We start from the raw sequence: 20,108 nt of genomic DNA, 5'->3' as shown, positions 1-20,108 counted from the left end.
GTTCTACCGGGGCTCCGCTTCTCGCGTCCGGCGTCTTTCCAGATCAGCCCTCACTTGCGGCCACGACCCGACCCGTAACTTCATGGCCTTGGCCTTTAGGCCTGTGCGTCGGTGTCAGCGTGACTGGCTTAAGGGGAGCAGCGCCAGTGTGACGATCACGAGCGCGGCAAGGAACAGCAGCCGGAATCGGGGCTCTTGTTTCAGGGAGGACCACTTGGAGGGTTTGGAGGGGCGGGCCGATCTGACAGACCGGAATTGAGGCTGTGGGGGCTCAGTAGCCTCAGACGGGCGAGGCCTTGTTGCCTCGACGGCAGTTGCCCGGTTTGGAGCTTCGATTGCGGCTTGCAGAGGGGCCAGCCACTCGCTGATCCGCGGCCGCGCTGCGGGGAGAGCCGTGGTGGTCGCCAAGGCCAGTCGGCCTAGTCTCGAAGACGCCTCGGACAGGGCCTGAGGGTTGCGGGCGGCCTGATCCCCGGCGAACAGCCGGATGGCAAGGAGCGCGAACTTGTAGGCGTCGGAGGCCCGGGTCTGCGGATCTTCACCGCGGGGCACTTCCCAGCCGGGCGTTTGGAGCGGAGGCAGCAGATGCAACCCGTCGACACTCATCGAGTCGCAGTCGATCAGGAAGCATCGAGGTGCGTCAGCCAACGAGAAGAGAACGTTCTTGGGCGACAGGTCTCCGACGACGATGCCGACCTCATGAAGGAACGCAATAAGCCGGCACAGGTCGAGCAAGAGCCTGAGCCGAGCTTCGCGTCCCATCACGATGCTGAGACGTCGCTCGAACTCCGGTCCGTTGAGCAGGAATTCCATGCCGGCTGGCGCCCGCCGCCCTCCAACTTCAAGGGTGTAGTGCGAGGGGATCTCCGACATCAGGAAGCCGCTGACAACACCAGGTGACTCATACACGGCTGCCAGTGGCCAGGCCAAGCGCTCGTGCATGCGTGTGGCGTCTTCGGAGCTCAAGGTGGTGGGAAACTCGATGAAACGGCGCAGAGCCGCATCGTCGACCCGGGCACGTGCTGCCGGAAGGTAGCGCTTGAAGGCGAGCTCTCCGGTGAACCCGGCAGGCGGCTGACGCAGCCGTGAGACCGTGCCAATGGCTCCCTTGCCGAGACTGGACCCCAGGTCGAGGGCCTCGAGTTTGACAACCGGCATGAGGGCAGTCACGGTCTGCTCCTGCGTTCCCTGGCCCAAACTGCCAGCAGCGTGCGGTCGTCGTCGCACAACTCCCGGGAGAAATCCAGGAGGTAGGCGAAGTCATTCAGGTTCGGCGGGGCAGCGAGGTGATCGGCGAAGAAGCTGCCCACGATGTCTTTGCTGTCCGTAAGGGGAGCGGCGAAGCCGTCGGTCGCCACCACAAGGGCTGCCTCCCAGGGCAGGAATATTTCCGTCGTCGCTACCGCTGCCGGGACCCGCGGGAGCGCAACTACCTCGGTGCGGACCAGTTCGTGAGATTCGTCTTGGGTGAAGAGGGCGGTGAAATGGCCCGTCTCGAGTGTCCACGCTGACGAGTCACCGACCTGGGCGAGCACGACCTGCAGGCCGTCTGGCACGGGTCGTGCGGTTCCCACCGTCAAGGTGGCGGCCAGCATCTGCTCTGCCACTGCAGGGTTCGCTTCCGTGGCACCCAGCATCTTCGCTGCGTGCTCGACCAGTTGCCAGGCCACAATGCGCATCAGGTGGTCCCAGTCGGTGACGACGTCGTTGGCTGCGATCTGCCGCAGCGCTTCGTCGACGGCGCTGCGACAGGCCAAGGTCGCACCCACATGGGGGTCTGAAGCCTCGGAGACGCCATCGGCAAGCGCAAAGACCAACGTGTCGTTTTCGGCGTCGTAGAACGCGGCGGCATCGTCCTCGCGTGGTCGCCCGTGATAACGGTGGGCGGGCCCGCGCGTCGAGGCCAAGCGTAGCGTCATCTGATCGGTCGACCAACCGTCGCAGATGGTGTCGGGGCGGTAGGAGCTACCGGTGGGCGGGCTTGGCTCGATGTCAGGGCCAGAGCGGCCCAGTATCAGCGGTGGCCGCGATGCTGACGAGAACTGCTCGGCCTGCTTGCTGTATTCGGGCCGCATCAAATCACATCGATTGCCACGGTGAAGCCCTCGGGCTTGTCGACGACCAGGTGGGGGGCGTCGCCCGACAGGGTGAGACCCGAGGCGACCACGCTCGTAGTGAGAGCAGCGGTGAACCTCGCCACTGCCTCGCCGACTTCCACGCCACGGTCCAATATGAAGGCGAAAAGTGGTGATGTCGCTACGACGTTGAGCACGGCTGGATCCGCCTCTCCTACACCACAGGCGATGATGTTCGGAGCGGCTGAGGTGATGCTGCGGTCGACGAGTCGCCGGTGGGCTTCTTCCCAGTCGTCGGTACCGTTCGGCCGGCCGTCCGTCAGCAGGAAGACGGCCGGGCGGTGTACTGAATAGCCATTCGACTTGAGTTCCCTCACGTCTTTGGGGATGCGCTGGGCAAGGTCGTCGAAGAGGGTGGCGAAGTTGGTGCTGCCCCTGGCTTCGAGTCGGGACGAAAAGTCTGATGCGCGTAGATCCAGCAGGTGGTCTCGTTCGATGACGTCATCAGAGAACCCCAGCAGCGACACCCGTACCCTGGCCGCTGCCATCGGCTCGCCCAGCAAGACTTCGGAAAGGCCCAGGACTCCGTTGTTCAGCTCATCCAAATACGGCGCCATAGACCCCGACTCGTCCGCAACGATGTAGATGGGCAGCACGCTACCGTGTGCCTCGGTCATGACTGTGGTTTCCCTTCCGCCGGCTTCCACGACCCCAGCGCGTCCGATGTGGTTCCCTGCAGCGTCGGCGGTTGTGTGCCCTGCGCAGGGCCTGGTCCGTGCAACGCCAGATCTGCAAGGACCACTCCCCCCAGCAATCCGCCGATACCGATTCCGCCTGTGCAGCCGAGCAGCAGGCCGTCAACGAGATGCGTGGCACCCACACCCCCGACGAGGACGCCCGAGGCGAGGCCGACGACTGCGCCCAGTTGCATCAGGCCGGGGATTCGACGCCGGACCGTTGCAGGTTGTGATCGCTGGGGTGGCGTGAGTCCTCCCATGGCTTCCCCGGTGAAGAGTCCCACGGTGATTCCGGCGGCAGGCCCCGCCCAGCTCCCCGGCAGCCGGCTGCTCACGAGGGCACCGACCACTCCCCCGGTGAGCAGGCCGCAGGCCGAATAGAGAAACATGACCAGGAACAGCCGCTTTCGCCATGGTAATTGAGGAGGAACCAGCGGCTCGTGATCCAGCGAGGTGTCGGTGAATGCCGGTATCGTCGAACTCTCTTGGATGTCCTCCCTCGGATCCGCGCTTTGGGCCTCACGCTCGGCCGCCGCCGCTTTCGCCAGGGCGATCTCGGCTTGCGCCGCTCGCCATGCAGCTGCCACAGCCTTCTCCGACTCCGCATCGAGTACTGCGGCGGACCTGTCCGCTGACTCCAGCGGCCGTTGGCTCGCTGCATCGCAGGACTCCGTCACGGGCGCTTCGCTACCCAGGTACAGGGCGTGCAGCCGCTTGATCAGGACGTCGGGGTCGTGCCGAATGTAGATCGACTGCTGGGCCAAGCAACGTATGAGGCTGTCCCACCGGCTCCACCGTGGGTTGTCCTGGCCCTTGAGCATCCGCCCGATGGTGGATCGGCTCAGCGCCTCGTCGTTGCGTGAGATGAGCTCTTCCATGTGGCGGTAGGACGGTTTGCCGGCCTCGCGGTAGAGGCGGTTCACCTCCTCGACGAAGCCTGGAACCGGAACTCGAGGTGCCGCAACCGGACGCCCTACGGCACTCCTTGGTTCCAACCCGCCCCCCCGGCATTGGATCAACGTGACGCTTTGGGACGCTGTATCAGCCTGTCTCATCATGATGTCACGCCGCGCCAAAAGGTGGCCATACGTCAGTTGCCGTCTGGTTTCGAGGGGTTGCGTCCGGTACATCGGCGACGCTTCAGGCTGGGAGGAGGAGGAAAACACGGCCTCCCGAAGCGGATAGGACTCTGTTATGGGCAGCTCTGCGCACAAGCCGAAGCAGCGGCAGAAAACCAGCACGCATGATCTCGTCGCCTTCGTGGCCACGCTGGCGACGGGGGTGATCCTCATCCTGGTGGCCCACCTGAGTTCCGCCGACCTCGCGAGTGCCCTCGCCGCGGTCTGCGTCGGCCACGCGAGTTGGCGACGCACCCTCAAGAGCTAGTTGGAAACAACCTCAAATCGGCACGTTGCGCCAAGCGCGGGGGCACCCCCTGAAGGGGGTGCCCCCGCGCTTGGCGCGTCAAGGAGGCCCGAAGCCGCCGGGGCGGGTACCAGGTGGCCACATTCCGGTACGAGCGCTGAGCAGCTGGCTGCCAACGTTTCTACGGCTCCGCCCAGCCCGGCGGCCTCGACGCCACCGGCTTCGCCCGCCGCGTCGACGCCGCCGGCGCCAAGACGTCACCGCCATTCAGCAAAATGGCTCGTTGAAACCAGCCGAACCTGTAGCGCACGGGCGCGGCGTGGCCTTCCTGCGTGCCCTGGCGTAGAGCACGGCACGCGTGCAGACCGCCGTGGACGCGTGCCCAGCTGAAAGGCCCAGACCAACGCCCGGCTTCCGGGCCCCTCCCGCTACCAGGTCAAGGGTTCCCCGGGCGCGCCTGGCGCAATTGGGGCTGTGGTCCAAGGAGATGCAGGCCTGGATCGCCGCCGTCGGTATGGGGGCCGCCATCGCCCGGGACTGCCTCACGGCAGGCTTCCCTCTGTCCGCGATGGACCTCGTCCTGGACGGCGTCCGCGTCAAGCAGTGTCTGACCGGCGGCGAGACCGTCTTCTCGGTGCTGGCCCACGCCGCGAGTAGCGGGCGCGCTCTGTCCAGCCCGCCCGAGCGGCGGCCGGGGAAGGGCGTAGCCGGCATCAATGCTTGGCCGGCGGCCCTTCGGCCTATTCGTGGTCCGGCCCCTGCTGTTCCTCCACCAACTGCTCGATCTCCCAAGGGACCTCGTACAACGCCTTCAGGACCAGACCCCACGCCCGGTCCTACAGCTCCTCCGGGACCTCGTCTTCGATCTTCTGCGCGAGCCTGCCGATCTCGACCCGGGCGTCATCCTCCGTGCCCGTGGTCGGCGCGGTCATCACCTCCCACAGAAACCGGCCCACCCCGGCCGCCGCCCGGCCTATGCCGCCGAGCACCGAGCCCACATCCATCTGCCTTCCCCCTTGGTGGTTGGTGTCCTGCCACAGCGAGGGCCGCCGCAGTGTGCGGGGCGGGCCAGCGAGTCGTTTCAGGTGGTGGTGGGCCAGGCCCGCAGCAGGGCGGCGATCTCCCCGGCGGTGCAGGCCGGATCCAGAAGCAGGTCTTTGAGGGCGATGGCGTCCTCGCGGACAGGTTTGACCGTGATTCCGGCGGCCTCGAGGTACATAACGCCGGATGCGGCGGCGACGGCGAGGTTGGAGCGCTCCAGCCAGCGGCAGCGGCCCAGCGTGTGCACCAAGGCGGCGGCCTTGGCGTAGGGGCCGTCGTAGACGGCCTGCTCGAACAGCTCGGCGCGGTGGCGGGCCACCGCCGAGATGGGAACCCCGTAATCGTCAGGTGCCGGATCGTTTGCTCCGGCCACCTCGGCAACCTGCAGGATCCAGGGCACGTCGATGTTCAAATTCATCAGGCGGCGTGCGCTCCCCGCGGTGGCTGCTGGGCATCCTCGGCTTCGTCGAAGACGCTCTGGTGTTCGGCCAGGAAGCGGGCGGCTGCGTCGACCGCACGGGCGCGCAGGCCGCTGGCGTCATCCTGCACGAGACGGGCAAGGTAGTCGCCGATGCTCAGTCCGAGGTCGGCGGCGCGTTTCTTTGCGAGTTCTGCGACGTCTTCATCCACGCGCGCGCCCAGCTGTGTCTTCGCCATACCAGAATGGTAACAGGTGTTACCACGGGGGTGGGGCGGCAGCGCGGCAGGTGCACCCTCCGTCCGGTTCCCGTCGAAGAGGGCTGGGCGTACATGATCGTCGGGGAATTGCCTGGCGCGGTGTTTCATACGTGCTTTAGCGAGCCAGGCGCCGATCCTGACGGTTCGCCGCCGACGCAGATGGTCGCGCGGGCGGCGGGGTTGCGGCCTCCGCGGTGCAGGAAGAGCTCCAGCAGGCGGACGGTCTGGGCGAACGCGCGGCGAGCGGGGCGACGCAGAAGGGGCCCGCGCTTTGTGGGCCCCTTCTTCTGGTAGCGGGGACAGGATTTGAACCTGCGACCTCTGGGTTATGAGCCCAGCGAGCTACCGAGCTGCTCCACCCCGCGTCGGTGATGCCACTGTACATGGTGGATCATGCGGGACTCGCCTCGGACGTCAGCCGCAACGGACGATGTTCTCGGCCTGAGGGCCCTGCTCAGCGCCCTGCTCCGACTCCTTGCCGTAGGCCTTCATCTGCTCCACCCACCTCGCCCGATAGAACGCCAACGCCCGGGCCCGCTCGGCCGCTTGCGGATCCGCCAGCACCGACAGACTCGCCGAGACTGCGGCACCAGCCGAGGACGCGGGCGTCGACGGTGCCGGTTTGTCATCCCCGCCAGAGCCGCATCCCGCCAACAGACCAGTGAGCGCCACGGCCCGCTAAGCCGGCACGGTCACGCGCATGGCTGCCCCCCCCCCCCCAGTGAGCAGCATCAGGTCAGCCACCACCGTAACCACACCGGCACCGTCCGTCACAAGAGCGATATCCGGCCCCGCCCCACAGGGACGCGGTCCCCCATGCCGGAAGAGCTTCGACCACCGGCCCCGACCACGCCTCGCGGCCGCCCGCTCCGAGTCCGACCTCGGCTGGTCACAAGGCCACGGCCCGGAGAAGCCGATGAGGACACCGACAGCGGCGGTGGTCATACCGACCAGACTGAGCGAGTTCCGGGCGACGGTGGACGGCATAGCCGAGGCCGACCAGGGCCGGGCCGACGACGACAAGAAGCAGCGCGACGAGCCGAGCACAACGATGGCAGAAACCCCTACCCCGGCCCACGACCGGCTTCGCCTGCCGCGGCCGGGGCTGGGGCCGCGTGACAGCACGAGGGCATGCAAGCGTCAGTTGCACGTCCGGCGCATGACGGCGTCGTACTCGGCATGGGGCTCCATGCCGGCGCGAGCGCGCCGCTCGTCCAGCTGGTCGACGTTCTCGATCGGATAGGGAGTGAGTTCACCGTCGGGGCCGGTGGTGTACTGCGTGCCAAACGTCTGCGGCAGAGCGTGGTTCACCTGACAGCGGTCGGTCAGATAGGCCAGCTGCCGGGGCGTGGCGTCTGCTGAGTCGACAGCCGCGGTGAGGAGTTCAAGGGCGCGTTGCTGGACCGCTGGACTGGCATCGGTGTGCTGGGCCAACAGCCATGCCGCGGTCGCGGCCTCTTCACCCATCAGAGTGCGGCCGGGCCATCCATACCGGTCGAAGACCGAGGCGAGCCACGCAGTGTTGTCAGCATCCACTGCCGGCATGGCCTGCCCATCCGGCGATGCACGTCCGTCCTGGCGCACTCCTCGTGCATGCTGATCGGTGGCCATCCGCCGCAACAGCTCATTCGCGAGATCACTGAATTCGTTGGCCATACGGACTCTCAAAGACTCTCGGGCTGGCAGCGACGAGTGGTGCTAAAGCATCCGTTGTGACGCCACTTTTGTCGTTGATGAGCCTCGGCGAGCGGCGCCGTCAGGCCAGATGATGTCGCCCGGCCACATGACCTGTGCCCTCCTCACGGCAAGAAGATCAGGAGGATGGCGGTGTAGGAACTGGTGGCGAGCGTGGTGGCGTAGGCCTCCCATCGACGCGTGCCCCGCGACGGCACGCTTTCGGGATGCCGGGAACGCAGGGCGCTGAGAACCGTGGCAACGACCGTCAAGGCCAGGCCGCTGAGAGCGATCGTGTTCGCCGCGGCCACATGTGCCGTCGGATGCAGCACTTTGGTGACTCGCAGGGCCGTGCCTGCCACGGCCGGGAGGGCACCGATTGCCGAGACGCGGATCGCGGCCCTGTCTGCGTCGTGCTGCGAAGTGATCCACTCTGCGGATCTCCACCTCTCATAGCCGGGCGTGTGCGCCGCCGGGTGAGTGGCCCAACTGTCTCCCAGCGCAAGGGCGGTGAAGAACACTCCCAGGGCTCCGGCTATACCAGTGATCACCTGCAGGAGGAGGCGGGCAGGGGACAGCACGAGCGAGGCGAGCATTTCGAACGCTGCGACCACATCGACGAGTGCGATGACGACCGCAACAGCGGCGTACATCACCGCCGGCGTCAAGTTGGGCGTCAGGGCACTTTCTCCGCCGATGGCAGCCAGGGAGATGGCTCCGATAATGCTGCCGATGACGGTGACGACGAAAAGCCCTGTCGCAAACGCAGCGACCTCACTGTGACGCAGGGGGTCAGGGAGAGTTGTGAACACGACGACGACTGCGGCAACCGCCAGTGCGCCGAGTGTTCCGACAATGGGCGCGTAGCCGGCAGCGCCTTTGCGGGCGTCGTAGTGACCCTCAGGAGACTCCAGAGGTATCTCTGGCGACGAGTTGAGCGTCGACGCAGTGGTGGCTTGCCGCACCGTAGTTCTGCTCGCCACGAAGGCGATCAACCCGGTCACGGTTACGGCGGCGAAGATCCCCTTTTGATATTTCACATGCCCCCCTTGGCAATTTCCCCAGAGGTTACTTGGCTGCAGGGAAACCGTGAAGATAAGAGGACATGCGACGTTCCGAGCTTGCCTGTGAACCTCGAGCCTCCTTCGGAGCCACCATCACGCTTCTCACGCTCCCGATGGCCAGTGACACCACAGCTGCGCGGCCAGCCGACCGTTTCGGCAACGTGACGACGCCGACCTCTACGATGCCCTCTGCTGCGGCGTCTGGACACCATCTGGTCGGCGCGACCGGAGTTCGGTGCTGCCGAGTTCAGAGGCACGGGCGCAGGGGCGTGCGGCTGCTCGCTGCTCAGGGAGCGGCGACATTGGCAAGGGTGAGATCCCGGTAGGGCACATCGACGATGGGCAGGTCGGCCACGTCGAGTTCCTTCTCGACCTGTTCGACGCTCAGGACAGCCTGCGTCGCGTTGGCGCTGATCACCTCCGTCTCCACGAATGTGCCGACGCCGGCCACCGTGTCGATGCTGACGGTGACGTCCGGGTGTAGGGCGTGGCGGTAGGTCCTGCGGTGCTTTTCCACGCGGACCAGCAGTCGCATGCCGATGTTCTCCAGCAGCTGGTTGGCGAGTGCGGCCTGGCTCGCCGAGTCGAGGTGGACGTTGGTCTCTGGCTTCGAGATCACGCTGTCCGCGCTGTGCGTCGCCGCGGTGGACGGCGGCTTGTAGGTGATCTCCGCGAAGTCATCGCGCCGCCTGACGCGCAGGCACTCGACGGTCTCCATGTAGTCGACGTCGGGACGGCTGTAGTAGGTGTCCACCTCGGTGACCGGCTCGTCCCGGCTCCAGCCAAGTTCGACAAGCCGCCCGGCGAGGTCCGTCCCGCCGTGCGGGAGCTGCCGCTTGCGTTCTACCTCGATCTTCTGGTCCACCTGCTCATCCTCCAGAGTTGATGGCGCAGTACACGCGCGCCAGGTTTGCCTTGCTGCACCACTGCTGGAGACAGTGCATTCCCTCTCCCAGTGCGTCGGAGTCGGTGACGGGCACGTTCGAGAAGAGCACCAACTGCTTGGCGTCTTTCAGGGGGTTGGGGAGCGCGCGCTGCAGATACCGGTTGTAGTAGGCGCGCTCCCGTCGCAGGATGTCTGTCGACCGGATGGGCATCAGCACCGTGCGCTCCTCCTGCCGCGCCTCCGTCGAGTGCGCGGCGACCGCCGTAAGCAGCGCGTCCAGCGTCATGTAGGCGTAGGTCTCCCGACCTTCCCGGGTGACCCAACTCTGCCAGAGTTGACCGCACTCGCCGTCGCCGTTCTCGGCGAGCGTCAGGAACGCGTCCAGGGCGATGTCTGTGCACTCGTCGAAGATGTCGCCGTCGACCGTGTAGTGATCCAGGTATCGCTCGCTGAGCGTGAGCAGCATGGTCTTCTGGGAGGCTGGCAGCCAGTCCGTGTTGGTGAGCGCGTAGTGGACTCGCTTGTGACCGTGCTTGGCGTCGATCCAGTCGCCGGCGAGCGGGCCTTCCAGGTGCGGCGTAAAGCCCAGCACGCCCGACCGCCAGACATGGTCGCGCAAGGTGATGTAATGCCGCTGCACCTCCCGGTGGCTTTGTTCACGAGATCGGGCAGCAGTTGTTCGGCACTTTCGACAGCACCGCCAACCGTCGCCGTTCGATTTCAGGTGCCGGAGGGTGCTGTTGCTTCAAAGCCGGTTCCCTAGGCGGGCGGGACGAGCCGCCCACCTCGTACTTCGGGGCTCGCAGGGCCTGCATCGTCAATTGTGAGAATCGGGCGGCGGCGGATTCTCCTGTAGCCAGCGCCGGACGGTCGCGGCGTCCTGCAGGCGTCCAAGCGCTTCCAACAGTTGCGCCTGGAGGGCCAGCACCCTGCGCAGTCCCGGAATCAAGGAGGGCATCGTGGCAGCATGAGGCCCATAGGACTTCACCGCTTCATTCGTGGCACTTAACGCCGCAGGCAGATTGCCTATGGTCGCCAGAACCAGGGCCCACACGGACAACGTGTGGGCGAGGTCGGGGGTGGCGGCGGGGTTGGCGGCGGCCAGCCGCCGCCGGATCTCCACCGCCTCCTCGGCGATGGTCAGCGCCTCAGCCCACCGCCCCACCGCCGACAGAATCGGGCCGAGGTTGGACAGCGAGCCGGCGAGGTCGGGCTCGTGGGCGGCGGGGTCGTCCGCCGCCAGCCGCCGCCGGATCTCCACCGCCTCCTCGGCGATGGTCAGCGCATCGGCCCACCACCCCGCCTCCCACAGCCGGTTGGCAAGGTTGGTCAGCGAGTCGGCGAGGTCGGGCTCGTGGGCGGCGGGGTTGTCCGCCGCCAGCCGCCGCCGGATCTCCACCGCCTCCTCGGCGATGGTCAGCGCCTCAGGCCTTCTCCCCGCCTCCGACAGAGCCATGCTGAGGTTGGACAGCGAGCCGGCGAGGCCGGGCTCGTGGGCGGCGGAGTCGTCCGCCGCCAGCCGCCGCCGGATCTCCACCGCCTCCTCGGCGATGGTCAGCGCCTCGGCCCAACACCCCACCCTCCACAGAATCGGGCCGAGGTTGGACAGCGAGCCGGCGAGGCCGGGCTCGTGGGCGGCAGGGTTGTCCGCCGCCAGCCGCCGGTAGATCTCCACCGCCTCCTCGGCGATGGTCAGCGCATCGGCCCAACACCCCACCCTCCACAGAATCGGGCTGAGGTTGGACAGCTCGCCGGCGAGGTCGGGCTCGTGGGCGGCGGGGTCGTCCGCCGCCAGCCGCCGGTAGATCTCCACTGCCTCCTCGGCGATGGTCAGCGCATCGGCCCACCGCCCCGCCTCCCACAGAGCCATGCTGAGGTTAGACAGCGAGCCAGCGAGGTCGGGCTCGTGGGCGGCGGGGTCGTCCTGTGCGAGGTATTGGTCGGTCTGTGCGAGGACAGTGGCGAGCCGTACGGCGAGGGGTGCGATGACGCGGGTGGGACGGGGGAGAGCGGCCATAGCGGCCTGGAGGGCCTGGTAGTCAAGGGGGACGCCGTCCAGGGCGGCGCCGAGGGTGCGGAGTACGCGGTCGCTGTCGGATGTACGGTCGGCGTTGTAGTGGGCGATGGCGGCGCGGGCCAGGACGGTGATGGTCTGGACTTGCTGGTCGGGGCCGGCCTCGAGGAGAAGGGCATACAGGTCGATGTCGCCCTGTGTCAGGGTGCGGGCGGCGTGGTACTCGGCGATGCGGTCGGGTTGGAGCGAGCCCCAGTAGCGGTCGGCGTCGGCCGGGTATAGAACTGCGAGCCACGCGGCGATGCGGCGGGTCTTGTCGGCGGGTATCCCCGGGACAGCAGCGAGGACGCGGTGGGCACTGTCAGAGGTGGCGGCTCCGCACAGGGCCGCGACCGCGACGGCGGTCTTCAGTGCCTTGGTGTTCAGGCCGAGTTCGAAGGCGTCGGCGTCGGCGCTGTCCTTCCAGAACCGTTCCTCGTGCATCAGCAGGATCTTCTCGGCCGGGTCTTCGTCGTCGGCGGTCGCGGGGCGTGGGCCGTGCTGGAGGAGCGCCACCAGGGCGGTCAGCTGCAGAGTGAGCGCGTTGTTGTAGCGGGGGTGGCGCAGGTCGTCCGTGAGACGCATTGAGCTGGCCAGGGCGGCCCAGTCGTGGTCGGGCACGCTGGGGATGCGCGGGAGCAGGTGCGCCAGGTCACGGACGGCGTGCCGGAAGTCGATGGTCCGGCCCTGGTGGGGTCCACCGGCGGGTTGGAGTGGGCCGAGCGGGACGACGGGGGCCGCGGACAGGAGGCGGCGTACGAGTGAGGTGGCGCTGAGGGTGTCGGTGCGCCATTCGCCGTCCGAGCGGGCGAGCAGCAGCAGGCGGACGCGGTGGCGGGTGGTGTGCAGGTGGGTGACCAGGCGGCGGACCAGGCGGGGGCGGGTCTCGGCGTAGTCGACGACGAGGAGCAGGGGCAGCGCGGTGGTCAGAGGGGTGAGGTTGGGTGGGGGGTCGTGGTCGGTGAGGTCGGAGCGCAGGTGTCCGGTGACCCAGTTCTCACGGCTGAGGGTGTCGGTGAGCTGGCGGGCGAGGCGGGTCTTGCCCTGTCCGCCGGGGCCGGTGACGACCCGGATCGCGAATTTAGCGGGGTCGGTTATGCACCAGGCGCGCAGGTCGGCGAGTTCCTGGTCGCGGCCGTGGAACGCGACGGCCTCGGCATCGGCGCGCAGCAGGGCGGCAGGTGAGTCGAGGTCGCGGTCGACGGTGGCGGGTTTGAGGAGGGGGGCGGGTTCGATGGGTTCGAGGATCGGGTCCCAGCCGGTGTGCTCGGCGATCAGCTGGCGGAACCCGGAGGGTTCGCCCTCCCGGTTGCTGAGGAGGTAGCTGATGGGGGTGGCGGTCAGGCGGGTGCCGCCGTCGGCCTGGCGGTCGTGGCGGATGATGCCGCACAGCAGGTCGCCGACGAGGCCGTCGTCGGCCAGGACCGCCGCCCCGGAGATGCCGGACCAGCGGGTGCCGCTCGGGGCGGGCGGGCCGGGGGGCACTGGGGTCTTACTGGTGACCTCGTAGCGGCCGGCCAGCGATCCGGTGCCGGGGATGATTCTGCCCTTCACCTGCTCGTCCACCCGACCTCGCTCGGGGTCTTTCTGCAGGCGTGGGAAGCCCGTCAGGGAGACCCGGTGGGAGCGGGTGCCGATGAGGCGTCCGTAGCGCTGGGGCGGCCTGGCGATCAGGTCGGAGAGGGACTCGGGGACCGGCCAGTCGCAGTCGGCCTCGATCTCAATCAACGCAGCGTCGACCTCGTCGTCCCGCTGTCGCCAGCGCACTCTCGCCGGGTACTCCCGCTCGTCCGTGTCGGGCTGGCACACCGTCACCGCGAACCGCCCGCCGTCCGGGTCCAGGTCGTCCAGGACGTGGTCGGCGGTCAGCACCAGCCGCGGCGCGACCAGATACCCCGTCCCGAACCCCTTCGAATCCTCGTCCCTCAGGGCCACCCGGATCTGCACCCGGCGATCCAACTCCACCAATGCTCCCCCCTCGATCCCCCGGTCACCCGCCCCCGCTGGTCAACCGGTGCGCTACTCCTTGTCGCGGACTTCGACGTCGCGGACCTCCACGTTGCCGCCACCCGTCTGATGGGGGGTCAGCTTCACGTGAACGGTGTGGGTGGCCTTGCTGCCGCTCTCCTTCTTCCCACCCAGACTGATCACGCTCCACTTCAGCCCGCCGTTGACACCCTTCGTGCCCGTCAGCTCCAGGCCGAGCTCCAGCGTGATCTCCCCCATCGTGAACCGCATCCCCTTGTCACCCCCGCCCACCGGGTCCGCGATCCGGCGCTGGGCCTCGGCGATCTGATCCCGCAGCAGGGTGATCGCGTCCGCCAGGTCCAGCCACTCCCCACCCGTGCCATTCGTGCTGCTCATGCCCGTTCCCCTTAGTCCCCCTGCCCTCGCACAGGGCGTGTACCGGCCCGATTCCCACAACCACCCCACACCAACCCCCAGATCTCCACGAACCCGTCGTCTCCGTCTGCGCGTAGTCACCCGTCCCGGTCACGGCCTGCGCGGTGGGCGGGCTGGAGGGCCCGGGCCTGAAGGGAAGGCTGGGCTGCAGTTGAAGCTCGCGCCTGGTCTGTTCGGATTGGCGCCCCGTCGCGGTGCTGTCGGAAGTGCTGAACAAATGCTGTTGGATCTCGCGTCCGCCGGGAGCGCAGCTGGCGGGGACGCTGGTGCGTCTGGTTGCTCCGTCCCTCCGAGCGTCCGTGCGGCGTCGCCGCGGTCGCACGGATGGAGGGGTCTGGTCTTCTGCTTGTTGGTCTTCTTTGTGTTGGTGTTCTTAGTGGGGCGATGAACCGACGTCGGGTTATCCACCGGTGGAAAACCCGACATCGGTTGCGACCTGCAGTTTTGCAGGCTGGGCAGGTCGGTGATGACGTACGCGGCCGCGCCGAGGGTGCCATCCGGGTTGCGCTCGCGTTCCCTCAGCAGGAAGCCGTACTTCTCCAGCTCCTTGAGGCCGCTCTTAACGGCCGCCTCGCCGTCGTGGCTGCGGCGCGCCAGGTCCCTGACGCTCATCCGCAAGCCGTCCCGGTGCGAGCTGATGAGCCCGAAGAGTCCCTTCGCTTTGAAGGAGAGCCTGCTGTCGCGGAACAGGCCGTTGGCGATCTGAGTGAACTGGTCCGCCGCCATCACCCCGCGCCGGACCCCCGCCCCGGAGGCGCGCCCCGCCTCGCCGGCCACAACGGAGGCGAACGCCGTACCAGCCGCCTGTACGAGGTCGGCGTCCATGGCCGCCGGTCGGTCCGTGATCGAGTAGACGATCTCGCCGAGCGTCCCGTTGGCGTGCCGGAGCTGTTCGCGAACGAGGTAGCCGTGCCTTTGCAGTTCGCTCAGGCCGACACGTACGGCGTCCCGCCCGTCGGGCCCGGCCCTCACGAGATCGGCGACCGTCACCTGCCAGCCCGTTACATGGGTGCTGATGCAGCCGAACAAGCCCTTCGCCCTGAACGACAACCGGCTGTCGCGGAACAGGCCGTTGGCGATCTGCGTGAACTGGTCCGCCGCCATCACCCCGCGCCGGATCCCCGCCCCGAAGCGGCTCACCGCGATGTCCCGCGCACCAAGAGCACGCCGCCGCCGAGCCCCTGGGGCGAGCACGCGGGCGCAAGGTGGCCGGGGTCGCTGCGTGAGGAGACGTACGCGAGATCCATGCCGTCACCTCACCCGGCACCCCCGACCAGGCTGACGGCCACAGCCTCCGACCACCGGTCACGAACCGGCAACGGACCCTTCCAGCTGCCGTGGTCGGGGCGGTGGTCGGCCCGACCACGGGTGTCCCCCTGGTGTTTGGGACGGATGCGCAATCGCGGCTGCGCAACGAACGCCGTCCTGCGTGCGCGGGCGCTGCGCAACGGGACCGGAGTCCTGCGCAGCCGGCACGTGCAGTCGACTGCGCACAGCGGAAGGCGCCGTCCGCCCCGGGGCTGCGCAGCCGGTCGAGCGTGCGCAACCGGCCGGCCCCGGCCGCCCCCTGCAGGAGTGCGCGCCTGATCCGTCGGCGGCCTGTCGTCCGTGCTGTCCCCGGGACCGCTCCGGCCAACTCCCCCGTCCCGGCCGTCGGCCCAGGGCGTGCCCCCTTGTCCAGATCCGTGGTCGGGGCTGTGGTCTGGGCCGACCACGAGAGCGGCCACGGGTTTTGTGTCCCCAACGTGACCGTGGTCGGGCCTTCATGGTCGGTGGTCGGGTCGGGCCTTGCGGGTTTCCTCGAGGTCGGCAAGTACACGTTCTGACCTGGGAGTTTGACCATGTCCCCTGGCAAGCAGGCCTCGGAGAGCGAGGCCGCTGCTGCGATGGCCGCGGGCGCCCGGCTGGAGAAGATGCGGCGCCGCGTGCGCCTGTCGCGTCTGGCCTTGTTCACCGCGATCGCGGCCGGGCCCGTCGCCCTGGGCGTCGCCGTGCTGTCCGGCCCGACCACGGTCGCGGCCGCCCCCAAAGCCAAGCCCACGGCCGTGCGCACCACGCCCGCCGCCGCAAACCCGGCGGGCTATGCGCAACTGTTCATCGGCGCGTGGCTGCGCAGCAGCACCGACGAGGCCACAAGTGCGCAGGCGCGGCTTGCGCACTCCCTCGCCCCCGACGTCGATCTGCCCGCCCGTGGCGGCGGTGCGCAATCGCCGCTGGAGTCGGTGACCGCGGTACGCAGTGCGCACCGCGACGCCGGCCAGTCGGCGGTGACGGTGGCTGCGCAGTACGCCGACGGACCGGTGCGCTACCTCGTCGTCCCCGTGGCCACCGACCCCGCCGGGGGCTCGTTCACGGTCACCGGCGCGCCCGGCGTCGTAGCCGGCCCGGCTCGGGCCGCAGCTGGACGCGATCCGCATGTTCACCAACTACGACATGGACTCCACAACGCCGTTCGCGGTGTTGCTGATCGGGCAGCCCACCCTGTGGAAACGGATGAAGCACGGCGTCCTGGCGGCCCTGGACCGGCGGATCTCGATCAGCTACCAGATGCCGACCATGACGAAGGATGAGACCGCCAGCTACATCAAGCACCGTCTGACGATCGCCGGACGGTCCGACCCGCTGTTCTCCGACGACGCCGTCGACCTGATCCACCTCACCAGCCGCGGTCTGCCCCGCTCGGTCAACAACATCGCCCTGCAGTCCCTTATCGCCGCGTTCGCCGACGAGAAGAGCATCGTGGACGAGTCCTCCACCCGCCTCGACATCACCGAGACACACGCAACAGACTGACCACCGGCTCTGTCGATCAGGCAGCAGCAGCCCGCAGATCCCCCGCCGTCAGCAACGACACCAAGCGGATGCCCCCGGCCGCGAGGGCATCCGCACCACCTTGCTCCCGGTCAATCACACACAGAGCCTCATGGACCTCAGCACCCAGGCCACGCAAGGCCGCGGTCGAGAGCACGATCTGTCCACCACTGGTGACCACGTCCTCAACCACCAGCACCCGCCGGCCCGAGACCTCGGCGCCCTCGGCGAGACGGCAGGTGCCATACGGCTTGGCCTGCTTGCGCACGAACGCACAGGGCAGACCCGTGTGTCGGCCGAGCGCGGTCACCACCGGGATACCGCCCATCTCCAGGCCGGCCAGCACCTCCGTGTCGGACGGCACCAGCGGCGCCATCCGCTGGGCAATCTCGTCCAGCAGCACGGGGTCACCTTCGAACCGGTACTTGTCGAAGTACTCCGTGGCGGCGCGTCCGGACCGAAGCGTGAAATGGCCCTCCAGATGAGAGACCGCATGGATACGGCGAGCAAGATCAGAATGTGTCACAGGCAGCCAGTCTTCCAGGCAGCCCGCAGAGCCAGGACACCGGCTCGCTGCACAGCCACTCAACGAACCATCAACACACCAGACCAGCCGCCACCCCACACACCAACAAGCCCCCCTCCGAGCGTCATGGGCGCCCGCAAGACGCATGACCCGGTTGCCCGCTCGGTCACACTGGAAGAACACCTCGACCACGCCGGACGCGCCCCTGATCCGGCAACTCCTGCAGGACCATCTCGACCTACGGGCGATACGTGAGGAACAGCGAGCCCGTGACGTGCCGCTCCACGCCAGGTGAGGCCGGCAGGAAGGGAGCGTCCGGAGCGCGATGTCTTCTCCCGGCCCTTCGTGGTCCGCGCCCGAGCCGTCCGCGTCCAGGCGGTCAACGCATAGGGTTCCCACGACGGTGCGAGCGGCGGGCGCGGCCAGACGCGCCCGCCGCGTCTCGCTACTCGTCGACAGCGTCCGGGGCACGGAGGGGCCGCATTCCGCCGGGCAGGTCGGGGAGCTGGAAGGAGTACCGGCCCAGCACGTTGATGTGGTGGCGCACGAACGGGGAGAGTCGGGCCACGTCCTCGTCGCGGGCCTCGAAGCCGTCCGCGCGCAGCTGGTTCACGGCGGCGTCCATGTAGCGGGTGTTGAGCAGCACGAGCGCGTTCAGGACGAGGCCCAGGGCGCCGATCTGGTCCTCCATGCCTTCGTGGTAGCGCTGGTAGAGCTGCCCGGCCCGGCCGTGGAAGATCTTCCGGGCCAATGCGTGGCGGCCTTCCTGGAGGTTGGCCTGCACCTTGATCTGCCGCCGGTAGCCGGGCTCGTCGGCCAGGCGCAGGATGTGCAGGGTCTTCGCGATCCGCCCGTAGTGCGCGATCGCGTCACCGAGCGGGGTGGGCCGCCCGTCCCGGGACAGCATCCGGATGACGTCGTAGGCGCGGACGGCTCCGGTGTGGATGGAGCCGATGATCCGCAGGATGTCCTCCCAGTGCCGCTCGATGCGGGCGAGGTCGACCCGGCCGCGGGCCGCGTCCTGGAAGGCGCCGTAGTCGGCCCTACGATCGACGCGCCACACCTTCTGATCGGGCAGGTCCGCGAGCTGCGGGGCGTAGGCGAACCCGGCCAGGGTGAGCAGGCCGAAGACGATGTCGCTGTAGCTCGCGGTGTCGGTGACGATCATCTCCGGACGGCGGCCGCCATCGCGGTCGTAGAGGACGTCGAGCACATACAGGGAGTCGCGCGGGGTGCCGGCCACGACCTTCCCGCCGAGCCCGGCGGCCTGGTCGTTGATCATGTTGAGTCAGGTCGCGCCGCCCCGGCGCCCGAAGTACTTCGGGTTCGGCCGCGCGTACACCGACGGCACGGGGACGACGAACCGCGTCCCGTCCACCGAGGCGACCAGGCCCCCGCCCCACGCCTGTGCGAGCGGGATGGACGCCTGGTGGTCGCCAGGACCCGGCCGGGCGGTGTCTTGGCCAGCAATCTGTGTTCATGGGCGAGCTGAGGGATGTCGGACATGATGTCAAGGAGCTCGCGGTGCAGGCCCTCGGGACGCTGGCGGCCTTGGAGTTCGGCGAGTTCGTCCTCGGCGAGTTCGGCCCACGCCTGGGTCAGGTGTATAAGCGCGGGCTGTAGCCGGTGGTATTGACGACGTCGCAGCGCAGGATGAGGGCGCCGCAGCGGATGAGGTCGATCACGATCTGCCAGGCGTTGTCGCCGAGGTCGGCCTGGATGGTGGGCCAGCGCTTGGTGCTCTTGGTCTGCAGGACTTTGATCAGTTGTCGGGCAGGCCATCCCACCCATGCCAGACCCCGCTGCCTAGTCACCGCCAGGCCGTTGACCAGGAAAAATACAGAGGTCCGGTTGGAGTACTAGCCTTGAAGAAGAGAGTCCTCCGCGTTCGCTGACGGAAGTGATGATCATGGACATCGACGGCTCGGTGGCCCTTGTCACCGGAGCGAACCGTGGCATCGGAATGGCGTTCACGGAGGCCCTGCTCGCGCACGGCGCAGCCAAGGTCTATGCCGGTGTCCGAGACCCGAACGCATCCCTGGCCTCCGGGCTCACTCCACTGCGACTGGATGTCACCGACGAGGAGCAGGTCGCTGCAGCCGCAGGTGCCGCCGATGATGTCAGCATTGTCATCAACAATGCCGGGGTCACCGGTGGCCCCTCGCTCCTGGAGGGCTCATTGGACGGTGCCAGGCTCGAGATGGAGGTCAACTACTTCGGCACCTGGGCTGTCTCGCGTGCGTTCGCGCCTGTGTTGGCCGCCAATGGTGGTGGGGCATTGGTGAACATGCTGTCCGTGGCGTCATGGGTGGCCAATCGGCAGTTTCCGAGCTACGCGGCCTCGAAGTCCGCTCAATGGTCGCTGACGAATGCATTCCGGCTGGCACTGCGGGAGCAGGGCACGCTGGTGGTCGGCGTGCATGCCGGATATGTCGACACCGACTTGGCAGCGGACGTCGATTCCCCGAAGATCCTTGCGACCGACGTGGCCGAGGCGACCATGACCGGGCTACTCAACGATGAACCCGAAGTACTGGTCGACGAGGTCACCCGCCAGGTACGCGCCGCGCTCTCGGGAGGACTGGACAAGCTGTACGCCAATCGGTGAGTGCCCGGGGCCACTTACGTCCCGGCCGTCGAGCCGGCCGGGTACGCGTGCGTTCAACTGGGGTGCAGCCTGTCCGCGTACAGGAGGCCTTTTGAGCTGCACCCCGTTTCGTGGAGTCCCTGAAGCCAGGCTTATGATCCTGGCCCGAAGGAGAACCACGAGCAGTGCCAGCACCACGTAAGTACCC

Annotated in this window: 20 protein-coding genes, 1 tRNA gene and 2 pseudogenes; 5 read left to right on the top strand and 18 right to left on the bottom strand. The window is 68.0% G+C overall.

The window, feature by feature from the left end:
* Positions 1-114: 114 nt before the first annotated feature.
* From ACZ5NH_RS44040 to ACZ5NH_RS44025, 4 genes are read right to left on the bottom strand one after another with little or no spacing between them, the layout of a single operon-like run.
* Entirely contained in the window at positions 115-1,170 is a 1,056-nt protein-coding gene (locus ACZ5NH_RS44040) for a hypothetical protein (protein ID WP_468783943.1), read from the bottom strand.
* Positions 1,167-2,075 (bottom strand): protein phosphatase 2C domain-containing protein, encoded by a 909-nt coding sequence (locus tag ACZ5NH_RS44035; protein WP_468783941.1) that lies wholly within the window; start codon positions 2,073-2,075, stop codon positions 1,167-1,169. Before ACZ5NH_RS44035 ends, ACZ5NH_RS44040 begins: the two co-directional genes overlap by 4 nt.
* Positions 2,075-2,752 (bottom strand): vWA domain-containing protein, encoded by a 678-nt coding sequence (locus tag ACZ5NH_RS44030; protein ID WP_468783939.1) that lies wholly within the window; start codon positions 2,750-2,752, stop codon positions 2,075-2,077. The genes ACZ5NH_RS44035 and ACZ5NH_RS44030 overlap by 1 nt, the downstream gene beginning before the upstream one ends.
* Positions 2,749-3,735: a sulfite exporter TauE/SafE family protein gene (locus tag ACZ5NH_RS44025; RefSeq protein WP_468783937.1), complete on the bottom strand. Its 987-nt coding sequence runs from the start codon at positions 3,733-3,735 to the stop codon at positions 2,749-2,751. The genes ACZ5NH_RS44030 and ACZ5NH_RS44025 overlap by 4 nt, the downstream gene beginning before the upstream one ends.
* A gap of 271 nt (positions 3,736-4,006) precedes the next feature.
* Here ACZ5NH_RS44025 and ACZ5NH_RS44020 point away from each other — a divergent pair, with 271 nt between their 5' ends.
* Positions 4,007-4,198, top strand: coding sequence for a hypothetical protein (locus ACZ5NH_RS44020; protein ID WP_468783935.1), 192 nt, complete (start codon positions 4,007-4,009; stop codon positions 4,196-4,198).
* Between the two features lie 815 nt (positions 4,199-5,013).
* Here ACZ5NH_RS44020 and ACZ5NH_RS44015 read toward each other — a convergent pair.
* The 11 genes and pseudogenes from ACZ5NH_RS44015 to ACZ5NH_RS43965 all read right to left on the bottom strand — a co-directional run.
* Positions 5,014-5,181, bottom strand: a complete 168-nt coding sequence (locus tag ACZ5NH_RS44015; RefSeq protein WP_468783933.1) for a hypothetical protein — start codon at positions 5,179-5,181, stop codon at positions 5,014-5,016.
* 77 nt (positions 5,182-5,258) lie between these two features.
* Positions 5,259-5,636 carry a fic family toxin-antitoxin system, toxin component gene (locus ACZ5NH_RS44010; protein ID WP_468783931.1) on the bottom strand — a complete coding sequence of 126 codons (378 nt, stop codon included), beginning with the start codon at positions 5,634-5,636 and terminating at the stop codon, positions 5,259-5,261.
* Positions 5,636-5,875: a hypothetical protein gene (locus ACZ5NH_RS44005; RefSeq protein WP_356317678.1), complete on the bottom strand. Its 240-nt coding sequence runs from the start codon at positions 5,873-5,875 to the stop codon at positions 5,636-5,638. Before ACZ5NH_RS44005 ends, ACZ5NH_RS44010 begins: the two co-directional genes overlap by 1 nt.
* A gap of 309 nt (positions 5,876-6,184) precedes the next feature.
* Positions 6,185-6,261: transfer RNA gene (locus tag ACZ5NH_RS44000), tRNA-Met, on the bottom strand.
* Between the two features lie 775 nt (positions 6,262-7,036).
* Entirely contained in the window at positions 7,037-7,552 is a 516-nt protein-coding gene (locus tag ACZ5NH_RS43995) for a DUF6624 domain-containing protein (protein WP_468783929.1), read from the bottom strand.
* 143 nt (positions 7,553-7,695) lie between these two features.
* The gene (locus ACZ5NH_RS43990) at positions 7,696-8,610 is read right to left on the bottom strand and encodes a hypothetical protein (RefSeq protein WP_468783927.1); all 915 of its coding nucleotides are present in this window, start codon (positions 8,608-8,610) and stop codon (positions 7,696-7,698) included.
* Positions 8,611-8,920: 310 nt separating this feature from the next.
* Positions 8,921-9,499: a class IV adenylate cyclase gene (gene cyaB, locus ACZ5NH_RS43985; RefSeq protein WP_468783925.1), complete on the bottom strand. Its 579-nt coding sequence runs from the start codon at positions 9,497-9,499 to the stop codon at positions 8,921-8,923.
* A 4-nt stretch (positions 9,500-9,503) separates the two neighbouring features.
* Positions 9,504-10,160, bottom strand: coding sequence for a hypothetical protein (locus ACZ5NH_RS43980; RefSeq protein WP_468783923.1), 657 nt, complete (start codon positions 10,158-10,160; stop codon positions 9,504-9,506).
* Between the two features lie 177 nt (positions 10,161-10,337).
* Positions 10,338-13,538 (bottom strand): tetratricopeptide repeat protein, encoded by a 3,201-nt coding sequence (locus ACZ5NH_RS43975; RefSeq protein ID WP_468783922.1) that lies wholly within the window; start codon positions 13,536-13,538, stop codon positions 10,338-10,340.
* A 54-nt stretch (positions 13,539-13,592) separates the two neighbouring features.
* On the bottom strand, positions 13,593-13,937 hold the full coding sequence (locus ACZ5NH_RS43970; RefSeq protein ID WP_468783920.1) for a trypco2 family protein: 345 nt from the start codon (positions 13,935-13,937) through the stop codon (positions 13,593-13,595).
* A gap of 273 nt (positions 13,938-14,210) precedes the next feature.
* A pseudogene (locus tag ACZ5NH_RS43965) lies at positions 14,211-15,116 on the bottom strand (hypothetical protein); the annotation flags it as partial.
* Between the two features lie 701 nt (positions 15,117-15,817).
* On the opposite strand from ACZ5NH_RS43965, the gene ACZ5NH_RS43960 reads away from it, so the two are divergent.
* The gene (locus tag ACZ5NH_RS43960) at positions 15,818-16,546 is read left to right on the top strand and encodes a hypothetical protein (protein ID WP_468783918.1); all 729 of its coding nucleotides are present in this window, start codon (positions 15,818-15,820) and stop codon (positions 16,544-16,546) included.
* Positions 16,533-16,769, top strand: a complete 237-nt coding sequence (locus tag ACZ5NH_RS43955; RefSeq protein ID WP_468783916.1) for a hypothetical protein — start codon at positions 16,533-16,535, stop codon at positions 16,767-16,769. Before ACZ5NH_RS43960 ends, ACZ5NH_RS43955 begins: the two co-directional genes overlap by 14 nt.
* Positions 16,770-16,785: 16 nt before the next feature.
* Here the strand turns inward: ACZ5NH_RS43955 and pyrE are convergent, their stop codons facing one another.
* Together pyrE and ACZ5NH_RS43945 are read right to left on the bottom strand one after the other, a co-directional pair.
* Positions 16,786-17,460 (bottom strand): orotate phosphoribosyltransferase, encoded by a 675-nt coding sequence (gene pyrE, locus ACZ5NH_RS43950; RefSeq protein WP_468783945.1) that lies wholly within the window; start codon positions 17,458-17,460, stop codon positions 16,786-16,788.
* A 298-nt stretch (positions 17,461-17,758) separates the two neighbouring features.
* Positions 17,759-18,748: pseudogene (locus ACZ5NH_RS43945) on the bottom strand (Tn3 family transposase); the annotation flags it as partial.
* Between the two features lie 44 nt (positions 18,749-18,792).
* On the opposite strand from ACZ5NH_RS43945, the gene ACZ5NH_RS43940 reads away from it, so the two are divergent.
* Positions 18,793-18,936, top strand: coding sequence for a hypothetical protein (locus ACZ5NH_RS43940; protein WP_468783914.1), 144 nt, complete (start codon positions 18,793-18,795; stop codon positions 18,934-18,936).
* Here ACZ5NH_RS43940 and ACZ5NH_RS43935 read toward each other — a convergent pair.
* Positions 18,912-19,100 (bottom strand): hypothetical protein, encoded by a 189-nt coding sequence (locus tag ACZ5NH_RS43935; RefSeq protein WP_468783912.1) that lies wholly within the window; start codon positions 19,098-19,100, stop codon positions 18,912-18,914. The two genes, ACZ5NH_RS43940 and ACZ5NH_RS43935, sit on opposite strands and share 25 nt — an antisense overlap.
* A gap of 122 nt (positions 19,101-19,222) precedes the next feature.
* Here ACZ5NH_RS43935 and ACZ5NH_RS43930 point away from each other — a divergent pair, with 122 nt between their 5' ends.
* Positions 19,223-19,921, top strand: a complete 699-nt coding sequence (locus tag ACZ5NH_RS43930) for an SDR family oxidoreductase (RefSeq protein ID WP_468783910.1) — start codon at positions 19,223-19,225, stop codon at positions 19,919-19,921.
* Positions 19,922-20,108 lie beyond the last annotated feature (187 nt).

This window comes from Streptomyces sp. NPDC031426 (assembly GCF_055581585.1).
This window is presented reverse-complemented; position numbering and strand designations above follow the sequence as displayed.

What these genes read in the sequence shown, in the direction of transcription:
- ACZ5NH_RS44035 (WP_468783941.1), bottom strand. Translation starts at nt 2,075, where the DNA reads ATGCGGCCCGAATACAGCAAGCAGGCCGAGCAGTTCTCGTCAGCATCG.
- ACZ5NH_RS44030 (WP_468783939.1), bottom strand. Translation starts at nt 2,752, where the DNA reads ATGACCGAGGCACACGGTAGCGTGCTGCCCATCTACATCGTTGCGGAC.
- ACZ5NH_RS44020 (WP_468783935.1), top strand. Translation starts at nt 4,007, where the DNA reads ATGGGCAGCTCTGCGCACAAGCCGAAGCAGCGGCAGAAAACCAGCACG.
- ACZ5NH_RS44015 (WP_468783933.1), bottom strand. Translation starts at nt 5,181, where the DNA reads ATGGATGTGGGCTCGGTGCTCGGCGGCATAGGCCGGGCGGCGGCCGGG.
- ACZ5NH_RS44010 (WP_468783931.1), bottom strand. Translation starts at nt 5,636, where the DNA reads ATGAATTTGAACATCGACGTGCCCTGGATCCTGCAGGTTGCCGAGGTG.
- ACZ5NH_RS44005 (WP_356317678.1), bottom strand. Translation starts at nt 5,875, where the DNA reads ATGGCGAAGACACAGCTGGGCGCGCGCGTGGATGAAGACGTCGCAGAA.
- ACZ5NH_RS43995 (WP_468783929.1), bottom strand. Translation starts at nt 7,552, where the DNA reads ATGGCCAACGAATTCAGTGATCTCGCGAATGAGCTGTTGCGGCGGATG.
- ACZ5NH_RS43970 (WP_468783920.1), bottom strand. Translation starts at nt 13,937, where the DNA reads ATGAGCAGCACGAATGGCACGGGTGGGGAGTGGCTGGACCTGGCGGAC.
- ACZ5NH_RS43960 (WP_468783918.1), top strand. Translation starts at nt 15,818, where the DNA reads ATGTCCCCTGGCAAGCAGGCCTCGGAGAGCGAGGCCGCTGCTGCGATG.
- ACZ5NH_RS43955 (WP_468783916.1), top strand. Translation starts at nt 16,533, where the DNA reads ATGACGAAGGATGAGACCGCCAGCTACATCAAGCACCGTCTGACGATC.
- pyrE (WP_468783945.1), bottom strand. Translation starts at nt 17,460, where the DNA reads ATGCGTCTTGCGGGCGCCCATGACGCTCGGAGGGGGGCTTGTTGGTGT.
- ACZ5NH_RS43940 (WP_468783914.1), top strand. Translation starts at nt 18,793, where the DNA reads ATGGGCGAGCTGAGGGATGTCGGACATGATGTCAAGGAGCTCGCGGTG.
- ACZ5NH_RS43930 (WP_468783910.1), top strand. Translation starts at nt 19,223, where the DNA reads ATGGACATCGACGGCTCGGTGGCCCTTGTCACCGGAGCGAACCGTGGC.